Raw genomic sequence first — 20634 nt, 5'->3', positions numbered from 1 at the left:
TAGATAGAGCCAATGAGAAAAGAGAGTGGGTGGATAAAGTGTTTTCTGTAAGCACTATAGAAGAAGATATAAGGCGAGAAGCTAAATGGGCTGCAGAAGATGCTGTCAGAGCAGAAATGCAAGAAGTCCTTGCAGAAGCTGTAAAAGATGCTCGCAAAAAAGCAATGGAAGAAGGATTGCAAGAAGGCTTACAGCAAGGTCTGGAACAAGGGCTACAAGAAGGTTTACAGCAAGGGCTTGCTCAAGGGATGCAACAAGGAATACAGCAAGGTCTGGAACAAGGGATGGAACAGGGTCTGGAACAAGGGTTACAGCAAGGGCTGGAACAAGGTCTAGAGCAGGGTGTCAATAGGTTTGCGATACTTATTGAAAGACTGTTCTCAGAAAACAGACACGACGATGTCCTTAAAGCTTCTGAAGATGCAGCTTATCGCGAACAGTTATTTCAAGAATTCAATTTATAGAAAACTCACGTCTAGTTTTTCGTCTTCGTAACAATTCTAAACCGAATAGAAACACTTATAGCATTTCGAACAAATGTGTTTGAAATGTGTGTAAAGTTCCCTAAGTGCGGCGAACTGAAAATTCCACGCATAGAAAACTTGACAGTAAGGCACTTAGATTTTATAGTAGTCACAACATCAGAGAAATTGATACTCAAACACGAAAGAGAGGCATTAATATGGCTAAGATACTTGGAATCGACTTAGGTACCACTAACTCCGCTATGGCAGTTATGGAAGGTTCCGAGCCTGAGATTCTAGTAAATGCCGAAGGCGACCGCACAACTCCCTCTGTTGAGGGTTTTCGTAAAGATGGCGAACGTGTTGTAGGCAAAGCTGCAAAGAATCAGGCAGTTACTAATCCTGAAAACACCGTTTCTTCAGTGAAGCGTTTTATTGGTCGTAGTTATGACGAAACTTCAGAAGAGCAGAAAACCGTTTCTTACAACGTACAAAAAGGCAAAGACGGTCGCGCCGTTATCGATATTGACGGCAAGAATTACACTCCAGAAGAAATTTCGGCAATGGTGCTGCAAAAGTTGAAAGCCGATGCTGAAAAACAAACCGGCGACACTATTACTCAGGCAGTTATTACCGTTCCGGCTTACTTCAACGATGCTCAGCGTCAAGCAACTAAAGACGCAGGCAAGATTGCTGGTCTAAATGTAGAGCGCATTATCAACGAACCAACCGCAGCCGCTTTGGCTTATGGTCTTGACAAGGCTGACCACGACGAAAAAATCCTCGTGTTCGACTTGGGCGGCGGCACATTCGACGTGTCGGTACTAGAATTGGGCGACGGCGTATTTGAGGTTGCCTCTACCGCAGGCGACAATCACCTTGGTGGCGATGACTGGGATCAGCGCATAATCGACTGGATGGCAGACAAATTCAAGGCTGACAACGGTATCGACCTTCGCGAAGACAAGATGGCGCTGCAGCGTTTGAAGGAAGCAGCTGAAAAGGCAAAGATGGAGCTTTCCTCCACTTCGCAAACCAACATCAACTTGCCGTTCATTACAGCTGGTGCCGATGGTCCGAAGCATCTTGATCTTACGCTTACACGCACAGAATTCCAGAGCATTACTAAAGATTTGCTAGAGCGTTGCAAGAAGCCTGTCGAACAGGCTCTGAAAGATGCAGGCTTGAAGGCAGGAGAACTTGACGAGGTTATCTTGGTTGGCGGTTCTACTCGTATGCCCGCTGTGCAAGAGCTTGTCGAGAAGCTGACCGGCAAAAAGCCGAACATGTCTGTAAACCCCGATGAAGTTGTGGCTATGGGCGCAGCTATCCAAGGCGGCGTGCTTTCAGGCGATGTAACTGGCATTCTGCTGCTTGACGTAACTCCGCTTTCGCTGGGTGTTGAAACAATGGGTGGCGTTATGACCAAGATGATCGAACGCAACACAACTATTCCTACCCGCAAGACCGAAATTTACTCTACCGCAGCTGACAACCAAACTTCCGTGGAAGTTCACGTTCTACAGGGCGAGCGCGAAATGGCAGCCGGCAACAAGACACTAGGTCGCTTCCAGCTGAATGGCATTCCGGCTGCACGCCGTGGCGTTCCACAAATTGAGGTTACTTTCGACATTGACGCAAACGGTATCGTTAATGTTTCTGCTAAGGATTTGGGCACTGGCAAGCAACAGCAGATAACCATTTCTGGCAGCACGGCTTTGTCTGACGATGAAGTTGATCGCATGGTTAAAGATGCTGAACAGCATGCCGAAGAAGATGCGAAACGCAAGGAAGAAGTTGAAGTTCGCAACAACGCCGAGGCTCTTGTTACGGCCACACAGCAGACACTAGATGAGTTAGGCGACAAGGTTCCAGCCGATGCTAAGAGCGAAGCTGAAAGCGCAATAGCGGAAACACAAAGTGCACTTCAAGGTAGCGATATAGACGCAATTCGCACAGCTACTGAGAAGATGCAGCAGGCTGGATACAAACTGGCTGAAGTTGTTTATACCACCGAAGGTGCAGACGCAGGCGCACAAGCTGCAACTGCTGAGAGCACATCTTCCGATGACACCCTAGAAGCCGACTACGAAGTAGTTGACGAAGACGAGTCGAAAGAGAAATAAAGCCATGACCGATTCGACCAAAGACCAAGCAGCAAAGGCTGCAGAAGATATGCAAGAGGGTGCGCCAACAGGCGCACCCGATGCAGTAAAGCCAAATGAGGCAGATGCTGCAGACAATGGTGCTGATGCTAACTCCAGCGCCAAAACCGACACTAATGCTGAAAATGCGACATCTAGCGAACAATCGGAAGCAACTTCACTCGAAGATGAGGCTGAAGCTTTAGTGGCTGATGCGGCAAAGCGTTTTCAGGATGAAGGCGAAAAAGTAGCCGAAACTGAAACCGAAGATAATGCAGCAGCCGCAGCTGCCGCCGAAATAGCTGAATGGAAAGACAAATATGTGCGCCTTCATGCTGAATGGGATACATATCGCAGACGCACTAAAGAACAGCGCGAAGAAGAGAAGGTTCGTGCAGCTGAGAAATTAGTGGTAAGTCTGCTGCCAGTTTTGGACGATTTAGAGCGCACTATAAATTACGCCGAGAAAAACACCAGCACTGACGTAACAGATGGCTTGTTGGATGGCGTAAAAGCGGTGCTTGCCAAATTTGTAGACACACTACAGAAAGACGGAGTAGTGGTACTTAACCCGGTGGGCGAAGCGTTTGATGCGCTAGAGGCTCAGGCTGTAGGTACCGTTGAAGACACAAGCCAACCCGACGAAACGGTAAACGAGGTATACCAAAAGGGATACAAGATGGGTTCGAAAGTGTTACGCCCTGCAATGGTAACGGTAACAACTGGCGGACCAAAGCGGGAAAAACCTGCTGAAAAAGAATAATTCAGTATTGGGGTGTCTTTAATTGAGACTTTAATTGTTTGAAAGGAGTGGAACGCATGGCAGCAACAGCTACGCCCGATTACTATAAAACACTTGGCGTTCCACGCACCGCGTCGGCTGATGAAATAAAGAAAGCTTTTCGCAAGCTGGCGCGCACGCATCACCCCGATGCGGGCGGAGATGAAGCCAAATTCAAAGAAATAAACGAAGCCTATGAAGTGCTTTCCGACGACAAGAAACGCCAACTTTACGATCAGTATGGTACTGCAAATGAAAACCATATTCCGTGGGGTGGCGCGGGCACGCAAGGCTTCAACTATGAAGATATTTTTGGTGGCAGCGGCGGTAGCGGCGGCACTTACACATATACCACTGGTAGTGGATTTAATGGAAGCTGGGCGGATATTCTAGAGAGTATTCGTCACGGAGAAGGCGCTTTTGGTACCGATTGGGAATTCGGCAATTTCGGGAAATCTAAAAACCAACGTGGTCAAGATTTAAATGTAGTGTTAGATATTACATTTGATGAAGCCTTCCACGGCACTACGAAGCGTGTTTCAGTGCGCATTCCCGGCAAACAAGAAGCAGATACTATAGATGTAAAAGTTCCTGCGGGTGCACGCGAAGGCGGCAGATTGCGCTATAAGGGCAAAGGTGGCTTAGGCGCAGATGGCGGTCAAGCTGGCGACTTACTGATAACTACTCACATAACCGAGCATCCATATTACACGCGCGACAAAGCCGATGTTGTACTTGACATGCCCGTCAACATTGCTGAAGCTGCGTTGGGTGCAAAAATTGTGGTTCCCGCGCCTGATGGCACGAAAGTGCGCGTTAAGGTGCCTGCGGGTACGCAGGATGGCACCGTGCTTACCATTAAAGGAAAAGGTGCGCCCGATTTGAAAAAGAAAGGCAGCTTTGGCAATCTGAAAATAAAGGTGCATGTGAAGATTCCTGATGCTCTTAACGATGCGCAGAAAAAGGCACTGGAAGATTTCCAAGCTGCAACCGAAGAAGAGGTGCGGCCATGGTAGGACCAGAGGACAGAAATAGGCCGCTGTACATGATAGGTGTAGCGGCTGAATTAGCAGGAGTGCATCCGCAAACGCTTCGCACTTACGAACAAAAAGGGCTGTTATCTCCGCAGCGTACAAGTGGAAATACTCGTATGTATTCGCAAGCCGACATAGAACGGCTTGAATTGATAAACGAGCTTACAGCCGAGGGAATAAACTTGGCGGGCGTTACGCGAATTCTAGATTTGCAAACGCGATTAGACGAGTGCGAATACGAACTGGATAACCTGCATAAACGTGTGCAGCGTTTGGCTAGGCGTGTGAACGAACTTTCACCGCATGTACCAGTAAATGCACTTATGAGTATACGTGATTTACCGCCCGTGTATCACTGGTTGAATAACACTTCGACCACCGTAACGTTTTATTCCAAAGAAATACACGGCGGCTAGAAACTTAAAAACCTGCATTTATTTTCGCAGGTGAAGAGATAGGAAACGCAATGCGATTAGATAAACTAGCGGTTACTGCGCAGGAGGCAGTACAAGCCGCGCTTGGCGTGGCAAGTGATGCCGATTCTGCAATGGTAGAACCGATACACTTACTAAAAGCGCTGATAGATGCCGATGAAAACAACATTGCCGCAATCATTAAGCGCATTGGTGCCGACCCGGTGTGGCTGGCGCAAAACATATCGGATACAATTGCGAAAATGCCAAAGCAAACGGGCAGCGCTATGCCCATATCGCCACCTTCGCAAGCATTCATAAAGACAATAGACAACGCAGTAAAAATAGCAGAGAAATTGGGCGACAGCTACGCTACCAGCGAACATATGCTTATAGCTTTGTCGGAAGACAAAGGCGAAGCTGGCAAGCTGCTAACCACAGCAGGCATAACGCGCAAAAATATTGAATCGGCTTACGATACGCTGCGTGGCAATACGCGCGTTACGTCGCAAACCGACAAAACACAATTTGAAGCACTGGAGCAGTACGGGCAAAACTTAACGCAGCAAGCGCGTGAAGGAAAGTTAGACCCTGTTATTGGGCGTTCGGAGGAAATTCGTCGCACCATACAGGTTCTTAGCCGCCGCACGAAGAACAATCCTGTATTAATTGGCGAACCCGGCACGGGCAAGACAGCTATTGCGGAAGGTTTGGCTCAGCGCATTGTTACAGGCGACGTTCCGTCCAGCTTGAAAGATCGTGAAATTATCAGCCTAGATTTGGGCGCTATGATGGCAGGTGCAAAGTATCGCGGTGAATTTGAAGACCGCCTGAAAGCTGTGTTGCGCGAAGTGAAAGATGCTGGCGGTAACATAATTTTGTTTATCGACGAGTTACACACAATTGTTGGCGCGGGTGCCGGTGGCGATAGTTCGCTAGATGCCGGCAATATGTTGAAACCTGCACTGGCGCGTGGCGAACTGCATGCTATTGGTGCTACCACGCTAGACGAATACCGCAAGTATGTAGAAAAAGATGCGGCGCTTGAAAGGCGCTTCCAGCCAGTAATAATTAACGAACCTACAGTTGAAGACACTATTGCCATTCTGCGTGGTTTGAAAGAGAAGTACGAAATTCATCATGGCGTGCGCATAACCGACGGGGCTATTGTTTCGGCGGCAGAACTTTCCGACCGCTACATTGCCGATCGCTTCCTGCCCGACAAAGCAATTGACCTTATGGACGAGGCTGCCAGTCGTTTGCGCATAGAAATTGACAGTATGCCTGAAGAAGTTGATAAGGCAGAGCGTCATCTTACTCAAATGCAGATAGAGGAACAGGCGCTTATGAAGGAAAGTGACGAAGCCTCTGCCGAACGTCTCGAAAAGCTGCGTCGCGATATAGCAGACGCGCGCGATGCGCTAGATAAGCAAAAAGCTGCTTGGCAAAACGAAAAAGATGTAATTGTTGGCGTTCAGAATTTGAAAGCAGAACTAGATTCTGCGCAGCTTGAAGAGGAGCGCGCCACACGCAGCGGTGATCTGGCGCTTGCTAGCGAAATTCGCTACTCGCGCATTCCGCAGTTGCAGCAGCAGCTTCATCAAGCCGAGGAATCGCTTAAAGCTAGCCAAGAAGCTGGCGCTATCTTGAAAGAAGAAGTAACCGAAGAAGAAATTGCGCAGGTTGTATCTACGTGGACCGGTATTCCTGTTACGAAAATGATGCAAGGCGAAATGGAAAAACTGGTTGATTTAGAAGAAGAACTGAAGAAGCGCGTTATAGGGCAAGACGAAGCTGTAAATGTGGTCGCTGGTGCTATACGGCGCAATCGTGCAGGCTTGTCTGACCCAGAACAGCCCATCGGCAGCTTTTTGTTCTTAGGTCCAACTGGCGTTGGCAAAACCGAGCTTGCCAAAGCGCTGGCTGAGTATTTGTTTGACAGCGACAAAGCTATGATTCGTATAGATATGTCAGAGTACATGGAAAAATTCAGTGTGCAGCGCTTGATAGGCGCGCCTCCGGGATATGTGGGCTACGACGAGGGCGGTCAGCTAACCGAAGCCGTGCGACGTCATCCGTATTCTGTGGTGCTGTTAGACGAGATGGAAAAAGCGCATCCCGATGTGTTTAACGTGCTGTTACAGGTGCTAGACGATGGTCGTTTGACCGACGGGCAAGGTCGTGTGGTGAATTTCAAGAACACCATTATTATCATGACCAGCAACGTCGGCAGCCAAATTATTCGCGATCATGCTAACGAAGGCGCGGCATTTGATGGGCACAATGGTGGCAGCGGCGAAACTATGGGCGATATGATTGAAGATATCGCTAAAATGACACCAGAGCAGGCAGCAAAGCGTATGAGCGATTTTACGAATAAACTGCAAGATGCGCTGCGGTCCACTTTCCGTCCGGAATTTCTCAACCGAATAGACGACATCGTTACGTTCAATGAACTTAACATTTCTACGATAGAGCCTATAGTTGATTTGCAGCTTGAGGAAGTGCGGGATAGGCTGGCGAATCGCCGCATAACACTAGATGTAACGCCTGCAGCTATGGAACATCTAGCAATAGATGGTTACGACCCGGTGTTTGGTGCGCGCCCGCTGAAGCGTCTGATACAGCGCGAAGTTGTTGATCGTATAGCGCAGAAAGTTATAAGCGGTGAGTTGCATGACGGATCGCATGTTTTGGTAGATATAGATGCGGAAGGTGAATACACTTGTTTGATAGAAGGTCCGCTTAGCTTCGATGCGAACGACCTGCGCGCTTTAGAGGCTTAATTTAATATTAGGGTTCCGCCCCTTGCTGAAAGGATGAACCCACCATATAAGGTGGGTGTCCGCAGCGAACTTCCTGGCTTTCGTATCAACGGACACGAATCCCCATTTCATTCGCAATCTAGGACTCCCTTTTTAAAAGCATCGGTCCATCGCGAAAATGGCAGGAGCGGAACCTATACATGAGTATACAATGTGGGTGCCGTATAAATCTACAGCACCCACATTGTTTCTAATTTGTTTTTACATCTACTGGCTAGATCTACTAGACGCACTACTTGAAGACGACGGTGCTGGAGCCTCAGGACCTTCCGATACTTCAATAGTTACTGTAGCTCCTTTGCTAACGCTGGTGCCCGCCGATGGGCTTTGGCTTATAACGTTACCTTTAGCTACGCTATCGGAATATGCGTAATCAACACTTACTTTCAATCCTTGATTGCTCAATGCGCTTTTTGCTCCAGATTCCGTATAACCCACGACACCTTGCACAATTATGGCGCTGCTGCCATTCGATATTACATATGAAATAGTTGAGCCCTTAGCTACCTTTGTGCCCGCTGCCGGGTTTTGGCTAATTACGCAGTTAGCAGCTATCTTGTCGCTGTTTTGGCTGCCGCTTTGCGATATGGTTAGCCCCTCTGCTTCGGCGCGTTTGCGTGCTGTATCGATGTCTAGCCCTTCTATGCTAGGCACAGTTGCCTGTTCAGAGCCTTTCGACACCACCAAATCTACTTTCGAGCCTTCGGCAGCTTTGCCTTTTGCCACCGGAGACTGCTCCATTATCTGTCCTTCAGAATACTCATCGCTATAGCCTTCAGTTGTTTTCCCAACTATGAAGCCCTTAGCTGCTAGCGCTTTTTGCGCATCGGGAAGCGACATGCCCAAGACATCGGGCACTTCAACTTCTTCTGTGCCCTGAGAAATTACTAAGTCTATCTTTGAACCCTTAACTGCCTCTGTGCCTCCTTTCGGATTCTGACTTATAACCTGTCCTGCTGGAACGCTGGTATCAAACGCACTGTCTGTTTTTCCTAGCTTGAAGCCAGCATTTTCTATCATCTGCTGAGCTTCCAAAGTTGTCTTACCGGTTACTTCAGGCACTTCTCCCTTTTCGCCGCCACCCAAGAACACAAACGCCAACACAGCTATAACAGCAATGGCTGCAATCGCACAAACCGCGATTATGACACCTTTTTTCTTACCCGAGCCATTGTCGTTTCCATAATCTGCCCTGTAGCCACCAGATGCCGCATGCGAACCGCGAGCACCGCCTTTAGTAACAGGCATAACCTGTGTAGAATCAACACTTCCGCCGCCCGCCACGCCTATAGGCGTTATAACGCTGGTCTGTGCACTTGTAAATCCGTCAAGCGATCCGATTGGACGACCAGCCAAAAAATCAGTAAGTGCTATGCGCATATCATTCGCTGTGGCAAAACGCTTGGCAGGATCTTTCTCCATAGCCATAAGTATTATTTGCTCAAACTCTACGGAAATGTCTGAGTTTATTTCGCGCGGAGTTGGCGGCATATTTTGCACCTGCATAAGTGCAACGCTAACGGCATCGGGTCCATCGAAAGGCAATGTACCCGTAGCTGCTTCGTACAACACTATGCCAAGCGAATAAATATCACTTGCCGGGGTTAAATCTTTGCCCTGTGCTTGTTCTGGCGAAATGTAATGCGCCGTACCAAGTACGGTTTGCGTTTTGTCAGAATTGGAATTTTTTGCACGCGCTATGCCAAAATCCATCACCTTCACATTGCCGTCTGGCTGAACCATTATGTTTTGCGGCTTAACGTCACGATGAATTATGTCTTGCGAATGAGCAACTGAAAGCGCTTGGCAAACCTGAATGCCTATTTCAGCCACTTTGCGCTGGTTGATGGCACCGCGCTGTTCTATAGCCGTTTTAAGGTCAGACCCGCGAACATATTCCATAACTATGAAATATGTACCATCATCGTGACCCCAGTCGTACACGTTTACTATGTACGGGCTTTGAAGGTTGGCAGCAGCCGCAGCTTCCTGACGGAAACGCCGCGCGAAATCTGGGTCTTCAGCGAATTGCGGCAACATTACCTTTACGGCAACGGTGCGCCCAAGCACGCTGTCTTGCGCGGTATAGACCTCAGCCATCCCGCCAATACCTATGCGCTCACCTATCTCATACCGACCGCTAAATACCTTGCCGGTCATAGGTCCAATTCCACTCACGATAACTCCTTAAAGTTTGTTTTTTCTGCATTTAAAGCAGGAGTTGTCACAGTTCCAAACATTATAACCTCAATCCCTCTTAGTAACTAATTTTTATAGAGCTAGTATGCAAGTTGTGAAAATGTTTCACGTGAAACATTCTTGTCTTTGTCATAATTCAATCTTGCTATGCTTCCTAAATTGTTTCACGTGAAACATTTTCACCGATCGGGCATTCCTCTATAAAACTCCTTGCACTTGTAGGGCGGTCTGTATAACGCTCTTCGCTTTAGCCGCTGCCGATGTCTTACTTCCTGCTTCTTCTAGCATTAGAGCAACTATCACATTGCGCTGCCCATCAGCATCGGCAATGCCAACAAACCAACTATCGTTTTCCTTACCTTCGTGTTCAGCAGTACCCGTTTTACCCGCAACAGTTACACCGTTAATAGCAGCAGCGCCGCCAGTACCATTAGCAACCACGCCTTTCATAGCTTCAAGCACTTGCGCTGCTACATCGCTACTAACAGCGCGCGTCAACTTACTAGGCTGCGCCGTAAAGCTGCGCTCACCATTGGCGTTATAAACTCCCTCAACCAAATATGGCTGCATTGCCTGCCCATCATTGGCTATCGCGCTTCCAACAAGCGCCATCTGCAATACTGTAGCTTGCGGTCCAGCAGGGCTCTCGTGTTCGCCAACAGGTTCACCTGCAGCAGCCCAAGCAGTCTCCCAAGTTGTCATTTCGTCTGGGTCGGGCATCAACGATTTAGCCAACGGAACTTCCAGTTTTATCTGCGCATCAAACCCGAACGAGTCGGCACCTGCCACCAGACCGTCGGCACCAATTTGCACGCCCAGCTGCCCAAACGCAGTATTCGACGACACCTCAAAGGCGCGCTCTAAAGTAATGTTGCCATAGTCACGATCGCGAAAATTAGTAACCGGCGCGTTGCCAATATCCATTTTGCCCGGTGCGTCATATTTCGAATCTAGCGTAGCCACTCCATTGGCTAAAGCCGTTGAAAGCGTAACTATCTTAAATGTGGAGCCCGGCGCATAAAGTGCCTGCGTAGCACGGTTTAGCAATTCCGACGAACCCGCGCTCGAATTCTGCATAACATTTTCTATATCAGCCGCATCATACGTCGGCGACGATGCCATAGCTAAAACTGCGCCTGTAGTTGGATCCATAACCACACATGCGCCATTGTATCCCGCTATTGCCTCTTGCGCCGCTTCCTGAATCTTCGAGTTCAGTGTAAGCGTAACGTCATTTCCGGGCTGCGAAATGCCCGCAAGCGAATTCACTACTTCGCTCCAACTTGCGAAATTGCGCTGACCTTTCAACGTGTCGTTATAGGATGCCTCTATTCCAGATGTACCGTATTTGCTGGAATAGTAACCAACCACATGTGCGGCAAGCGTACCCGCTGGATAATTGCGCTCGTAGGTGCCATCAGCCTGTTCAATCGATTGCGCCAACACCACGCCATCGTAAGTAGAAATGGTGCCACGTTCGCTTTTTTCTTCTTTTGCTATAGTGTGATTGTTGCCCGGCATATTCTGGTAAGCCTGAGCGTTTACTACCATTATGTAAGTCAGATTAGCCACCAAAAGCGCAAACAAAACACTGAAAAATACAAGCGCATACGTTATGTTTTTGCCTAAAGCCACGCGCCCAAGCACGCTATTGGAAGAGTGGCGCGACCGGCTTATAGCAGAAGTCATTTCAACATCGGCACCGGTGCCCGCATCGCCCGCACGCAGCAAAATAGCCACCACAATGAAGCCCGCCAATAAACTTGAACCACCTTGGCTTATGAATGGAAGCGTAATGCCGGTTAGAGGAATTAACCGCGTAACGCCGCCCACAATAATGAATGCTTGCAGCACCACAATAGACGTAGCGCCCACAGCCATAAACGAGCTAACATCCGATTTCGCACGCGCTGCAGTTAGCATGCCGCGAATAGCGAAGCACAAGTACAAAAGCAAAACACCAGCTGCGCCCAAAAGCCCGCATTCCTCGCCTATGGCACTAAAAATGAAATCGCTTTCCACGTAAGGAATTAGGTCAGCCATTCCACGACCAATACCCACGCCGAACAAATTGCCATCAGCCAGCGAGTACAAACTTTGCACTATCTGATAACCCTTATTTTGCGCGTCTGCGAATGGATCTAGCCAAATTGCTACGCGCGTTTGAACGTGGCTAAACATAAAGAATAGCGCTACTGCCGCAATTCCAGCCAGAAAAAGCCCCACCACAACGTAGAGCACTTTGCCAGTAGAAACATACAGCATAATAAGGAACACCAAGAACAGCACAAGCGCGCTGCCAAGATCTTTCTCCAACACTACTATAAGGAAAGCTAAAGCCCACATGGCAAGTAACGGCAGCAACGTAGCAAGCGAAGGCAAACGCAGCGGTCCTACTTTCCACGTGAACACCGACAGCATTTCGCGATTTTGCGCTAAATAGCCAGCCAAGAATACAACAATGCAAATTTTCGCTAATTCGCCCGGCTGAAACGAGAAGCTACCCATTGTTAACCACAAGCGGCTGCCATTTATTTCGGTGCCCACCACAGGTAGCATAGGCGAGAGCAAAAGCAACACGCCAACTATCATAAATGTGTACTTATAATTCGCCAGTTTGTCTAGGTTGCGCACAACTAGCAGCACCACAATCATTACAGCCACGCCGGCAAATAGCCACATCAGCTGACGCGACGCCAAATCGGGCACAAGCCGCGTAACAAACGCTATGCCTATGCCGCTTAACGCGAATGTTATTGGCAGAATTGCCGGGTCGGCGTTGGGTGCCAGTTTACGTATGGCAAGATGCGCAATGAAAAACGCTAGGAATATGCCAATGGGCACGCCCAGAGTATTAAACGACAGCTCTTGACCACCCGTAACCACCAGCATAGCAAACAGCACTATAACTATAGGCGCAGCTATTATCAGCAGCAATAATTCTATGCCTCGGCGGGTCATCCTATGCCTCCGAGTTCGCCGCAGCTGCAGGATCTGCCGCGGCTTTTGGGTTCGCAGAATTAGCAGAATTTGCCGAATCTTCCGCTTGCGGAACTTCACCAGTTTTCGTGGTTTCTTCCTTGTATGTCTCCACTAAATCGTAAGCCTGCTCTAACGAATCGCAACGTATGTCTTCATTGCGAACACGATTGGCTACCCCGGGCTGCAAATCGTCAACTTCCACATCGCTCACTTGCTGCAAATCGTTAAAGCTAATTCCAAACGCTTCGCCGGGAATGCCCTGATATACCGCGACTCTACCTTCAACTTCACCTAAAAATGCCACCGATGAAGTCCACATATTAAACCCAATAATGGCTGCCGCAAAAACAGCCACAAACAACGCTACTATTACGCCAACTGTTACTTTAGTCTTGCGCTCCATCTTGCGATGGCGTGTTTCAGAATTGCCAGTAACATTTACCACAACCGTAGTCACATTATCATGCCCGCCAGCAGCAATGGCTGCTTCCGCAAGCGCATCAGCTGCATCTTGCGCATCGGGGCGCGTCCTCAAAATGCGCTCTATTTGCGAATCTTCCACCATGGAATACAAACCATCAGAGCACAACAAAAGCCTATCGCCCTCAGCCACGTTTATTTCGTATAAATCGCTCTGCATGCGCGGGTCGCTGCCCAGCGCGCGCGTAATTATAGAGCGATTAGGATGCGTTCTGGCTTCATCGGGCGTTATCTGCCCGCTTTCCACAAGATCGGCTACCAAACTATGATCGCGCGTCAATTGTTGCAAACTGCCCGCATGAAGTAAATAAGCACGCGAATCTCCCACCTGCGATATAACTAACCGCACGTTCTCTAAAATTGCAGCCGTACATGTGGTTCCCATTCCATGTTTTCCCATGCCGTTTTGCGCGGCGCGGATTATAGCCAGATTGGCTTCTTCCACAGCCTGCCCAAGCCCTTCAGCATCGGGAACTCGCGGAGAACGACGCGAAAGAATTTCTACAGCTATTTCAGATGCAACTTCACCAGCTGCATGACCACCCATTCCGTCGCATACTGCATAAAGCGGCGGCTGCACCACTAGGCTGTCTTCGTTGTGCTCTCGCACACACCCTATGTCGGTCCGGCTACCAAACTGTCGCACAGATGTAGCAGTAGCATGCGCCGCATGCGGTGCCGCGCACACATGCGTCATTGTCTCGTTCGTATCAGCCATCATTCATACCTCACGCGCATGGCGACATCACCCACGTTTACTACATCGCCACTTTTAAGCGCCTGCGGTGCCTCTATAAGTTCACCATTCACAGTAGTTCCGTTTGTAGAACCTAAATCTTCAACAAAAAGATTCTGTCCCATAAGTTGGAATTTCGCATGACGACCAGAAACGTAACCCGCAGCTATAACGATATCGGCACCGGGCGAGCGACCCACAATAATGGAACCGTTCACTTCCATTTGCACTCCGCGAAGCTCTTTTGGTCCATGTTCCACCGAAACTTTCCAAGTGCGCCCTTTCTTGCGCGTACCTCGCACTTGGCTTATGCCTGTACGCATAATGGCGAACAGGAAAAGATAGAGCAGCGCAACAAAAAGAAGTCTCGCTATAAGCAATATGATATCTATCACAGCATGCGCTCCTGTCGGCTACGACAGTAACTGGAATTCCAGCTCGGTCGTACCTAAAAGTATTATGTCAGCGTCGCGAAGCGGCGCAGTCTTCACCTGACGGTTATTCACAAATAACCCGTTCGTAGAACCTAAATCCGAGATAACCCATGTACCTGTAGATTCGCGACGTATTTCAGCGTGAACGCGCGACACATTTATATCGGGCACCACTACATCGTTGCTAGATTCGCGTCCAATACGCTGCGGCTTTCCCGTAAGTTCGTAAGCGCGATCGCGTGCAGCATCATACAAATAAACATCGATATCCGCCGAATAATTGTTTGAAAACTTAGGCTCAACTGCTCCCATAACCGTAGTTTTTGGAGTATCTAGTACTTCATCGTATAAATCTTCATCGAATGAATCGTCAGTAAACGCATCATCTTGATAATCTTGTGCATACGCTTGCTCGTTGTAATCGTCCTGAAGTTGTTGCTGTGGCACAAACGCTGCAGGTTGCTGCACAGGAGAAACCGCCTGCACAGGAACGGGCCGCGGCGATACAGTAGGTCTGAGGGCAGGTCGAACCGGCGAAGCCGACGACAAAACCCCCCTTGACGCACGACCTACCACACCAACGCCTGACCCCCTTGACGCACTCTGCCTTAACGACCCGCGCGGTCCACCACTACTAGGCGCCGCAATGCCATAGCGCTGCATTTCTTCATCGCGCAAGCGCGCAATTATCGGTGCCGCCACCATCTCAGCCACAACGTCAAACTTCCCGCGCTTTAATTCCGGATCAGCCAAAAACCGCACAAGCGGCTGACCGTCCATTACTAACCCTATCTCGGCTGCTTTCGCCATAAGATAAGTTTCTACCTCACCAGCAAGTGTGGGATAGTATCCGAAAAGCCTAGAATCGTCTTCCTCGCTTACCAACACCGTATAAAGCGTAGGAGCATACTGCGCGCCAGCGCCAACTATCTTTTCGCGCCGCATTTGTTTTTCGGCTTTCTTCGTTATTTGGACAGGAGAAAGCGACGAGCCACCCAATGAGGAAGCCATCCCCTCTACCGTATCCTCCATTTTTCCTTCGAATCTCGAAAGGAAACCCATGAAGATTACTCCTTGCTCAACGCTGCGGACATGAATACATACTTCCTTATATAATGCCATAAATGGTCGAAACGAACCAACTGGAGGAATCATGTATAAGAAGATTTTGGTACCTTATGACAATTCTGAACCCGCCCGCCATGCTCTTGCCAGCGCATTGGAGCTAATGCGAGGAACCGACGGAGAAGTTACCGTGCTTAATGTAGTAGAGTGGCGCGACTACAACGCCGAAACCTTCAAAATTGCTTCACGTATGTCAGGCGTAGTGGGAGACTCGCTTGATATGAATACAATTTCAGCACTAGATTCTGAAGCCGAAAATGAAGAAATAAAGCGCGTAACCGACGACATCAAAAGCATTGTGCAAGAGGGCGATAAAGTAAACATTGCTGTTGTTAATGGCTCTCCGCACGATTCCATCGTAGATTACGCACGCGACTTAGAATTTGATTGCATAGCCATGGGGCATCGCGGTATGGGTGTTATTCGCGGCATGCTGGGTTCTGTGTGCTATTCGGTGCTGCAAAAAGCTGGCGTACCTGTATTGGTTGTAAAGTAGCACTTGAAACGCGCAAGCAAGATATTACGCGATGTGTGTGGGTTAATACTAGCTTCGGCACTGGCGTTTGTGCCTATTGCCGCTGTGCATTCTTGCGCCCAAGCACATCCGCTAGTAAACGCCAGCGGTGCGGAAAGCGAAGATGTTGACACAGCTGATGAAATTGACGCGCAAGCGCTTAATTCTTACTACCTAACAAATGGCAACTTTGCCACCAGCGTAAAGCTGCAAAACCCTTGGGGTGCTTGTTGGGCATTCGCCATAGCTTCTGCCGTCGAAAGTTCAATATTGAAAGCACAAGCAAAACTTGATGGCACCTACTCTAGCTATGAACAAGAAGCAAGCGAAGCGTCTTCGCCGAAACTTTCCGACCTAAACGACGCGATAGATATATCAGAGCGGGCAATTGCATGGCTTTCGCACGAACTTCAAGACGAAGCTAGCGCAGGAACTCAAGCTGGCGAAGGACTGTATCGCACAGACCCGAGCGACTATACAACCCAATTGGCAGGCGGCAATTTTTCCATAGTGGAAGCGGCGCTAGCTACACGCCAAGAATTGCTTCTGGAAAGCAGCGCGCCTTATCAATACAACGGCTATTATCCGGGTGCCGCTCCGTGGTATAGCGATGCGTCTAGCGGGGCAGATGCGCGTAGACAAGACTGGTCGTTAAACAACGCTTTGCGCAATACTAACGATGTAGGTTGGTATGTAAGCGATATTGTGAACCTTGCAAGCCCAGCCGTTATGGAATACGACCCCAGCAACGAAACTGTACGCTACATTGGCTACGATGCCAACGCTACACGCGAAATTAAGCAGGCGCTTGTCGATATAGGCGCTGTGGCAATTTCGCTAGAAGCCGAAACGTCGCTACCGGGCGATGCGCGATCTGCGAGCCACTTCGACTACAACACATGGGCACAATACGATGCTGCAAGTTCTATATTTACAAACCATGCCGTAACCATAGTAGGCTGGGACGACTCTTATAGCGCTAGCAATTTTTCGGGAACAGAAAGCGGTCAACCACCGGCTAATGGCGCTTGGCTGTGCAAAAACAACTGGGGAAGCGACGCGCTGTACAACGCGCTTGGCGGAAGCTCTGATGCAACACATTGGGGCATTTCCGACAATGGCAAATCCAGTGGCTTTTTTTGGTTGTCTTACTACGACCACACAATTACATCACCCGTAGCTTTTGAAGTTAAACCCACGGAAAGCGCACACAACAATATTTACCAATATGACTACTTGGGCGTATCAGAATACTCAGAGCCATCTAGCTATGTAGACATACTGCGCGTTGGCAATGTATTTACTGCTGAAAAGACCGAATTGGTAAAGTCGATTACTGCGCAGACTTTCCACGAAAACGAAGTTGTTTCTTATTGGATTTATACACTTCCAATGAAAAATGATGGCGAAGATAACAACAATGGAACTTTAGCCGCCTCAGCCGATTGTACGTTTGAACACGCTGGTTTCCATGAAATAGAACTAGATTCGCCCGTACTAGTTGCCGCCGGACAACAATTTGCCGTGGTGGAGCGCGTCAAAGCCAACACCGGAACAGACACCGACGCTGCCGAAGCCAGCTATCTCAATCTTGAGCTAGCGTTCAAAAACCCACCAACGGGCGATATTCCCGTAGAGACAATGGCACAAGTAGTGTCGAATCCGGGCGAAACCTATATATCAATTCAGCCAGACTCATGGATGTCGCTGCAGGAGTTTAACGACTGGTATTCCGATACTCAAAACGGCACACCCGATATGATTTTTGGTAACGCATTGATAAAAGCATTGACCAATGACACCTCTATGAGTAATGATTCCCAAGTATACAAACTTGTATGTTTGAATGAATAGGAGAATGAATGAAAAACGTTCGCAAAATTGCTGTAATCGCTATAGCTGGCTGTCTTTCTTTGACCGTCTTAGCCGGCTTGGCGGGTTGCTCGGGCGGCTCTTCTAGCTCTAGCTCTGCTTCTGCATCAAGCAGCGCTGCTGCGCAAAGCCAAAACGCGCCAGCTGCAACTGCGCAATTTTCAGAAGACGAGTTATTAAGCGGCAAACATCACGCTGTCATTCAAGTTGAGGGTTATGACCCTATAACTGTAGAGATGGACGCCGACGCAGCCCCTATCACTGTAACCAATTTTGTGAACTTAGCGAACAATAGCTATTACAATGGCAAAACTTTTTACCGCATAGTTGAAGATTTCTGTTTACAAGGCGGCACCCTTGGCAATAGCGCTTCTGGGAACGATTCGTCACTAGACACTATAACTGGCGAATTTAGCAGCAATGGTGTTGAAAATCCGCTGGCTGACAATTTCGACCGTGGAACTGTTGCTATGGCGCGCACGACTTTGCCAAACTCGGCTACTAGCACTTTCTTCATTACGCTAGGCAGCAGCAGTCAGGTAGGTGCAAGCTTAGATGGTCAATATGCAGCTTTCGGCACGATAGGTGAAGAAGGCATGGCTATAGTAGACGCTATTGTTGCCGACTACATTGCTAATGTCGATAATTCACAAATGGGTACCATTTCGGACGAAACAAAGCAGCCAATTATAGAATCGATAACTGTAACAGACTAGCGAAATAACTCAATAATCAGGCAGTACCTTATTACTTACAAACCGCCCACTTGTTAGATGAGGAGGCGCTGTGATAGATATCGTAGTCGCTCAACCAAAGCATCTGGACGCTATTGTTGCCATTGCTGAACAGGCAAAAAAGAACATGGCAGCTATGGGAATAGACCAATGGCAACGCGGATATCCCAACCGTGATATATGGATATCCGATATTGCCGCACAAGGCTTGTATGTAGCGCTGCAAAATGAACGAGTAGTGGGCGTACTGCGCTACTACAACATGCCAGATGCAGCCTACAAAACTATTGAAGGTGACTGGCTTACAGCAGGTCCATATGCCACAATTCATCGCTGCGCCGTAGATGCAAACTTGCGCGGACAAGGCATTATGGGCAAGTTGTTTACGTTTGCATGCGACAAAGCCACTACCGACAAAATGGAATCGATTCGCATAGACACCCACAAAGACAACAGTCCTATGTTGCAAGCCATTAAAAAAGCTGGCTTTACGCTATGCGGCACTATAACGCTAGTTGAAGGGGTCGAAACTGGCTCTACACGAATCGGATTTGAAAAAATGCTCAGTCTTCCAAACCAGACAAGGAACCTATCGCCCAAAGCGGAATATTAACCAACCATCTTTCGTCTCGATAGCCTGAAAGTGATGTGCGTACAGCTCGCTCAATGCTAAATTTTCGCATGCCACCTTAAGGCTTTTCGATTTGAGATTTTCGCCTGCTTTCACCTCAATGGGAAAGATTCTGCCACCAAGTTCAACAGCGAAATCCGTCTCGGCTGTTCCTTTCTCTGACGACCAATATGCAGGCTTTAATCCTTGAGCAATTAACTCTTGCTCTACGTATTGTTCGGCAAGCGCTCCCTTAAACTCTGTAAAAAGTGCTGAACCTTCTGTGATCGTTTTAGAATTAAGATCACACATTGCTCCCAGCAATCCAACGTCAAGACAAAACAGTTTGAAAGCTGAAAAGTCAGCATATATTTCGGCATATAGGCAGAAAAGTGTGTAAAATTTCATGCTGTTTTCCCTGTTCAGATACCAAATAGATGCCTCTGAAGTCGATGCCGCTCGACTTTCATATAGGCAAAAGTGTGTAGGATTCTCACTTGACATCCCTGTTCAGACAAGCTTTTTCTAGGAAAAAGTCAGTTATGGACAGGTGTGAGCAGTGTCTATCTCAAAATGCAGCATTTGCGGCAGCAAAATGTCAAAGAACGGATTCACTAAAGCCGGAAAGCAAAGGTGGAGATGCACCTTATGCGGAGGCTCTAGTGTTAGGAAAAAACGATACCTCCGCAAGATAGCTTAAAGTGTTTATTGGATGGCTTTTGGGTAAGCTCTCAACACCTTGACGCTAGATTACGATTCAACTCATCTGTATACTAGTTCAAAAAAGTTAGAAAAATGGTCAAAACTTCCGGCTTTCCATGGTCATAGTGCCACATAGCTAACTTGAATTGTGGAGAACACTGGGCAAACAGGGTTCTCCTATTCCATTTTGATTCGTAATTGGCGTAATTTGGCATTATAGACTGTGGAAAGTCGGAAGTTTTGACCATTTTTCGCCTAAAAAGTGACGAAGGCAACACACGGTCTGGTTTGATCAGAGTTCCATCACAGCGCTTCTTACCCTTTTGCGATGGACTGAGCCTTACACACTTTTCTGCTTATATGGCCTAAAACAGCGGTTTTTAAATTCACTGTGATAGTTCTGTGATAGTTTCAGAGAATTTCTCAAGTAAAACAAACAGGTCAGCAGACAAAAATGCTTGCTGACCTGCGAATTTACTGGAGCCAACGAGCGGACTCGAACCGCTGACCTACGCATTACGAGTGCGTTGCTCTACCAACTGAGCCACGTTGGCTTTTGCCAAAAGACATGGTGCAGTATACCAA

The 20634-nt window shown here is 48.2% G+C and carries 15 protein-coding genes, 1 tRNA gene, 1 other RNA gene and 1 pseudogene; 10 read left to right on the top strand and 8 right to left on the bottom strand.

Features of this window, described 5'->3' with window-relative positions:
• The 6 genes and pseudogenes from G7Y37_RS07040 to G7Y37_RS07015 all read left to right on the top strand — a co-directional run.
• Window positions 1–464 (top strand): annotated as a pseudogene (locus tag G7Y37_RS07040) (hypothetical protein); the annotation flags it as partial.
• A 218-nt stretch (window positions 465–682) separates the two neighbouring features.
• Window positions 683–2590, top strand: a complete 1908-nt coding sequence (dnaK, locus tag G7Y37_RS07035; protein WP_165062758.1) for a molecular chaperone DnaK — start codon at window positions 683–685, stop codon at window positions 2588–2590.
• 4 nt (window positions 2591–2594) lie between these two features.
• Window positions 2595–3371 (top strand): nucleotide exchange factor GrpE, encoded by a 777-nt coding sequence (locus tag G7Y37_RS07030; protein WP_241156054.1) that lies wholly within the window; start codon window positions 2595–2597, stop codon window positions 3369–3371.
• Window positions 3372–3427: 56 nt separating this feature from the next.
• Window positions 3428–4405, top strand: coding sequence for a DnaJ C-terminal domain-containing protein (locus G7Y37_RS07025; RefSeq protein ID WP_165062757.1), 978 nt, complete (start codon window positions 3428–3430; stop codon window positions 4403–4405).
• A complete protein-coding gene (locus G7Y37_RS07020; RefSeq protein WP_165062756.1) occupies window positions 4399–4839 on the top strand; it encodes a heat shock protein transcriptional repressor HspR in 441 nt (146 codons plus the stop codon). The genes G7Y37_RS07025 and G7Y37_RS07020 overlap by 7 nt, the downstream gene beginning before the upstream one ends.
• Before the next feature lie 50 nt (window positions 4840–4889).
• Window positions 4890–7622 carry an ATP-dependent Clp protease ATP-binding subunit gene (locus G7Y37_RS07015; RefSeq protein WP_165062755.1) on the top strand — a complete coding sequence of 911 codons (2733 nt, stop codon included), beginning with the start codon at window positions 4890–4892 and terminating at the stop codon, window positions 7620–7622.
• Window positions 7623–7630: 8 nt separating this feature from the next.
• Here G7Y37_RS07015 and ssrS read toward each other — a convergent pair.
• The 6 genes from ssrS to G7Y37_RS06985 all read right to left on the bottom strand — a co-directional run bounded on the left by ssrS (window position 7631) and on the right by G7Y37_RS06985 (window position 15554).
• A non-coding RNA gene (gene ssrS / locus G7Y37_RS07010) (6S RNA) lies at window positions 7631–7798 on the bottom strand.
• A 70-nt stretch (window positions 7799–7868) separates the two neighbouring features.
• Complete coding sequence (gene pknB, locus G7Y37_RS07005) at window positions 7869–9839, bottom strand: Stk1 family PASTA domain-containing Ser/Thr kinase (RefSeq protein ID WP_241156053.1); 1971 nt, start codon at window positions 9837–9839, stop codon at window positions 7869–7871.
• Between the two features lie 219 nt (window positions 9840–10058).
• Window positions 10059–12821, bottom strand: coding sequence for an FtsW/RodA/SpoVE family cell cycle protein (locus G7Y37_RS07000; RefSeq protein ID WP_165062754.1), 2763 nt, complete (start codon window positions 12819–12821; stop codon window positions 10059–10061).
• 1 nt (window position 12822) lies between these two features.
• Entirely contained in the window at window positions 12823–14040 is a 1218-nt protein-coding gene (locus G7Y37_RS06995; RefSeq protein WP_241156052.1) for a Stp1/IreP family PP2C-type Ser/Thr phosphatase, read from the bottom strand.
• The gene (locus tag G7Y37_RS06990; RefSeq protein ID WP_165062753.1) at window positions 14040–14453 is read right to left on the bottom strand and encodes an FHA domain-containing protein; all 414 of its coding nucleotides are present in this window, start codon (window positions 14451–14453) and stop codon (window positions 14040–14042) included. The genes G7Y37_RS06995 and G7Y37_RS06990 overlap by 1 nt, the downstream gene beginning before the upstream one ends.
• Before the next feature lie 18 nt (window positions 14454–14471).
• Window positions 14472–15554, bottom strand: a complete 1083-nt coding sequence (locus tag G7Y37_RS06985) for a DUF3662 and FHA domain-containing protein (RefSeq protein ID WP_165062752.1) — start codon at window positions 15552–15554, stop codon at window positions 14472–14474.
• 91 nt (window positions 15555–15645) lie between these two features.
• Between G7Y37_RS06985 and G7Y37_RS06980 the strand changes: the two genes are divergently transcribed.
• The 4 genes from G7Y37_RS06980 to G7Y37_RS06965 all read left to right on the top strand — a co-directional run bounded on the left by G7Y37_RS06980 (window position 15646) and on the right by G7Y37_RS06965 (window position 19350).
• Window positions 15646–16113, top strand: coding sequence for a universal stress protein (locus tag G7Y37_RS06980; RefSeq protein WP_165062751.1), 468 nt, complete (start codon window positions 15646–15648; stop codon window positions 16111–16113).
• A gap of 3 nt (window positions 16114–16116) precedes the next feature.
• Window positions 16117–17985 (top strand): lectin like domain-containing protein, encoded by a 1869-nt coding sequence (locus G7Y37_RS06975; RefSeq protein WP_165062750.1) that lies wholly within the window; start codon window positions 16117–16119, stop codon window positions 17983–17985.
• Window positions 17986–17993: 8 nt separating this feature from the next.
• Window positions 17994–18719 carry a peptidylprolyl isomerase gene (locus G7Y37_RS06970; RefSeq protein WP_165062749.1) on the top strand — a complete coding sequence of 242 codons (726 nt, stop codon included), beginning with the start codon at window positions 17994–17996 and terminating at the stop codon, window positions 18717–18719.
• A 70-nt stretch (window positions 18720–18789) separates the two neighbouring features.
• The gene (locus G7Y37_RS06965; protein WP_165062748.1) at window positions 18790–19350 is read left to right on the top strand and encodes a GNAT family N-acetyltransferase; all 561 of its coding nucleotides are present in this window, start codon (window positions 18790–18792) and stop codon (window positions 19348–19350) included.
• Here G7Y37_RS06965 and G7Y37_RS06960 read toward each other — a convergent pair.
• Both G7Y37_RS06960 and G7Y37_RS06955 read right to left on the bottom strand, forming a co-directional pair.
• Complete coding sequence (locus tag G7Y37_RS06960; protein WP_206214130.1) at window positions 19327–19755, bottom strand: DUF4143 domain-containing protein; 429 nt, start codon at window positions 19753–19755, stop codon at window positions 19327–19329. The genes G7Y37_RS06965 and G7Y37_RS06960 overlap by 24 nt on opposite strands.
• 772 nt (window positions 19756–20527) lie before the next feature.
• Window positions 20528–20603: transfer RNA gene (locus G7Y37_RS06955), tRNA-Thr, on the bottom strand.
• Window positions 20604–20634: the final 31 nt, after the last annotated feature.

Source organism: Adlercreutzia sp. ZJ154 (assembly GCF_011039055.1).
Lineage (GTDB): Bacteria > Actinomycetota > Coriobacteriia > Coriobacteriales > Eggerthellaceae > Adlercreutzia_A.
Note: the sequence above shows the minus strand (reverse complement) of the source record. Positions and strands in the feature narration are given on the sequence as shown.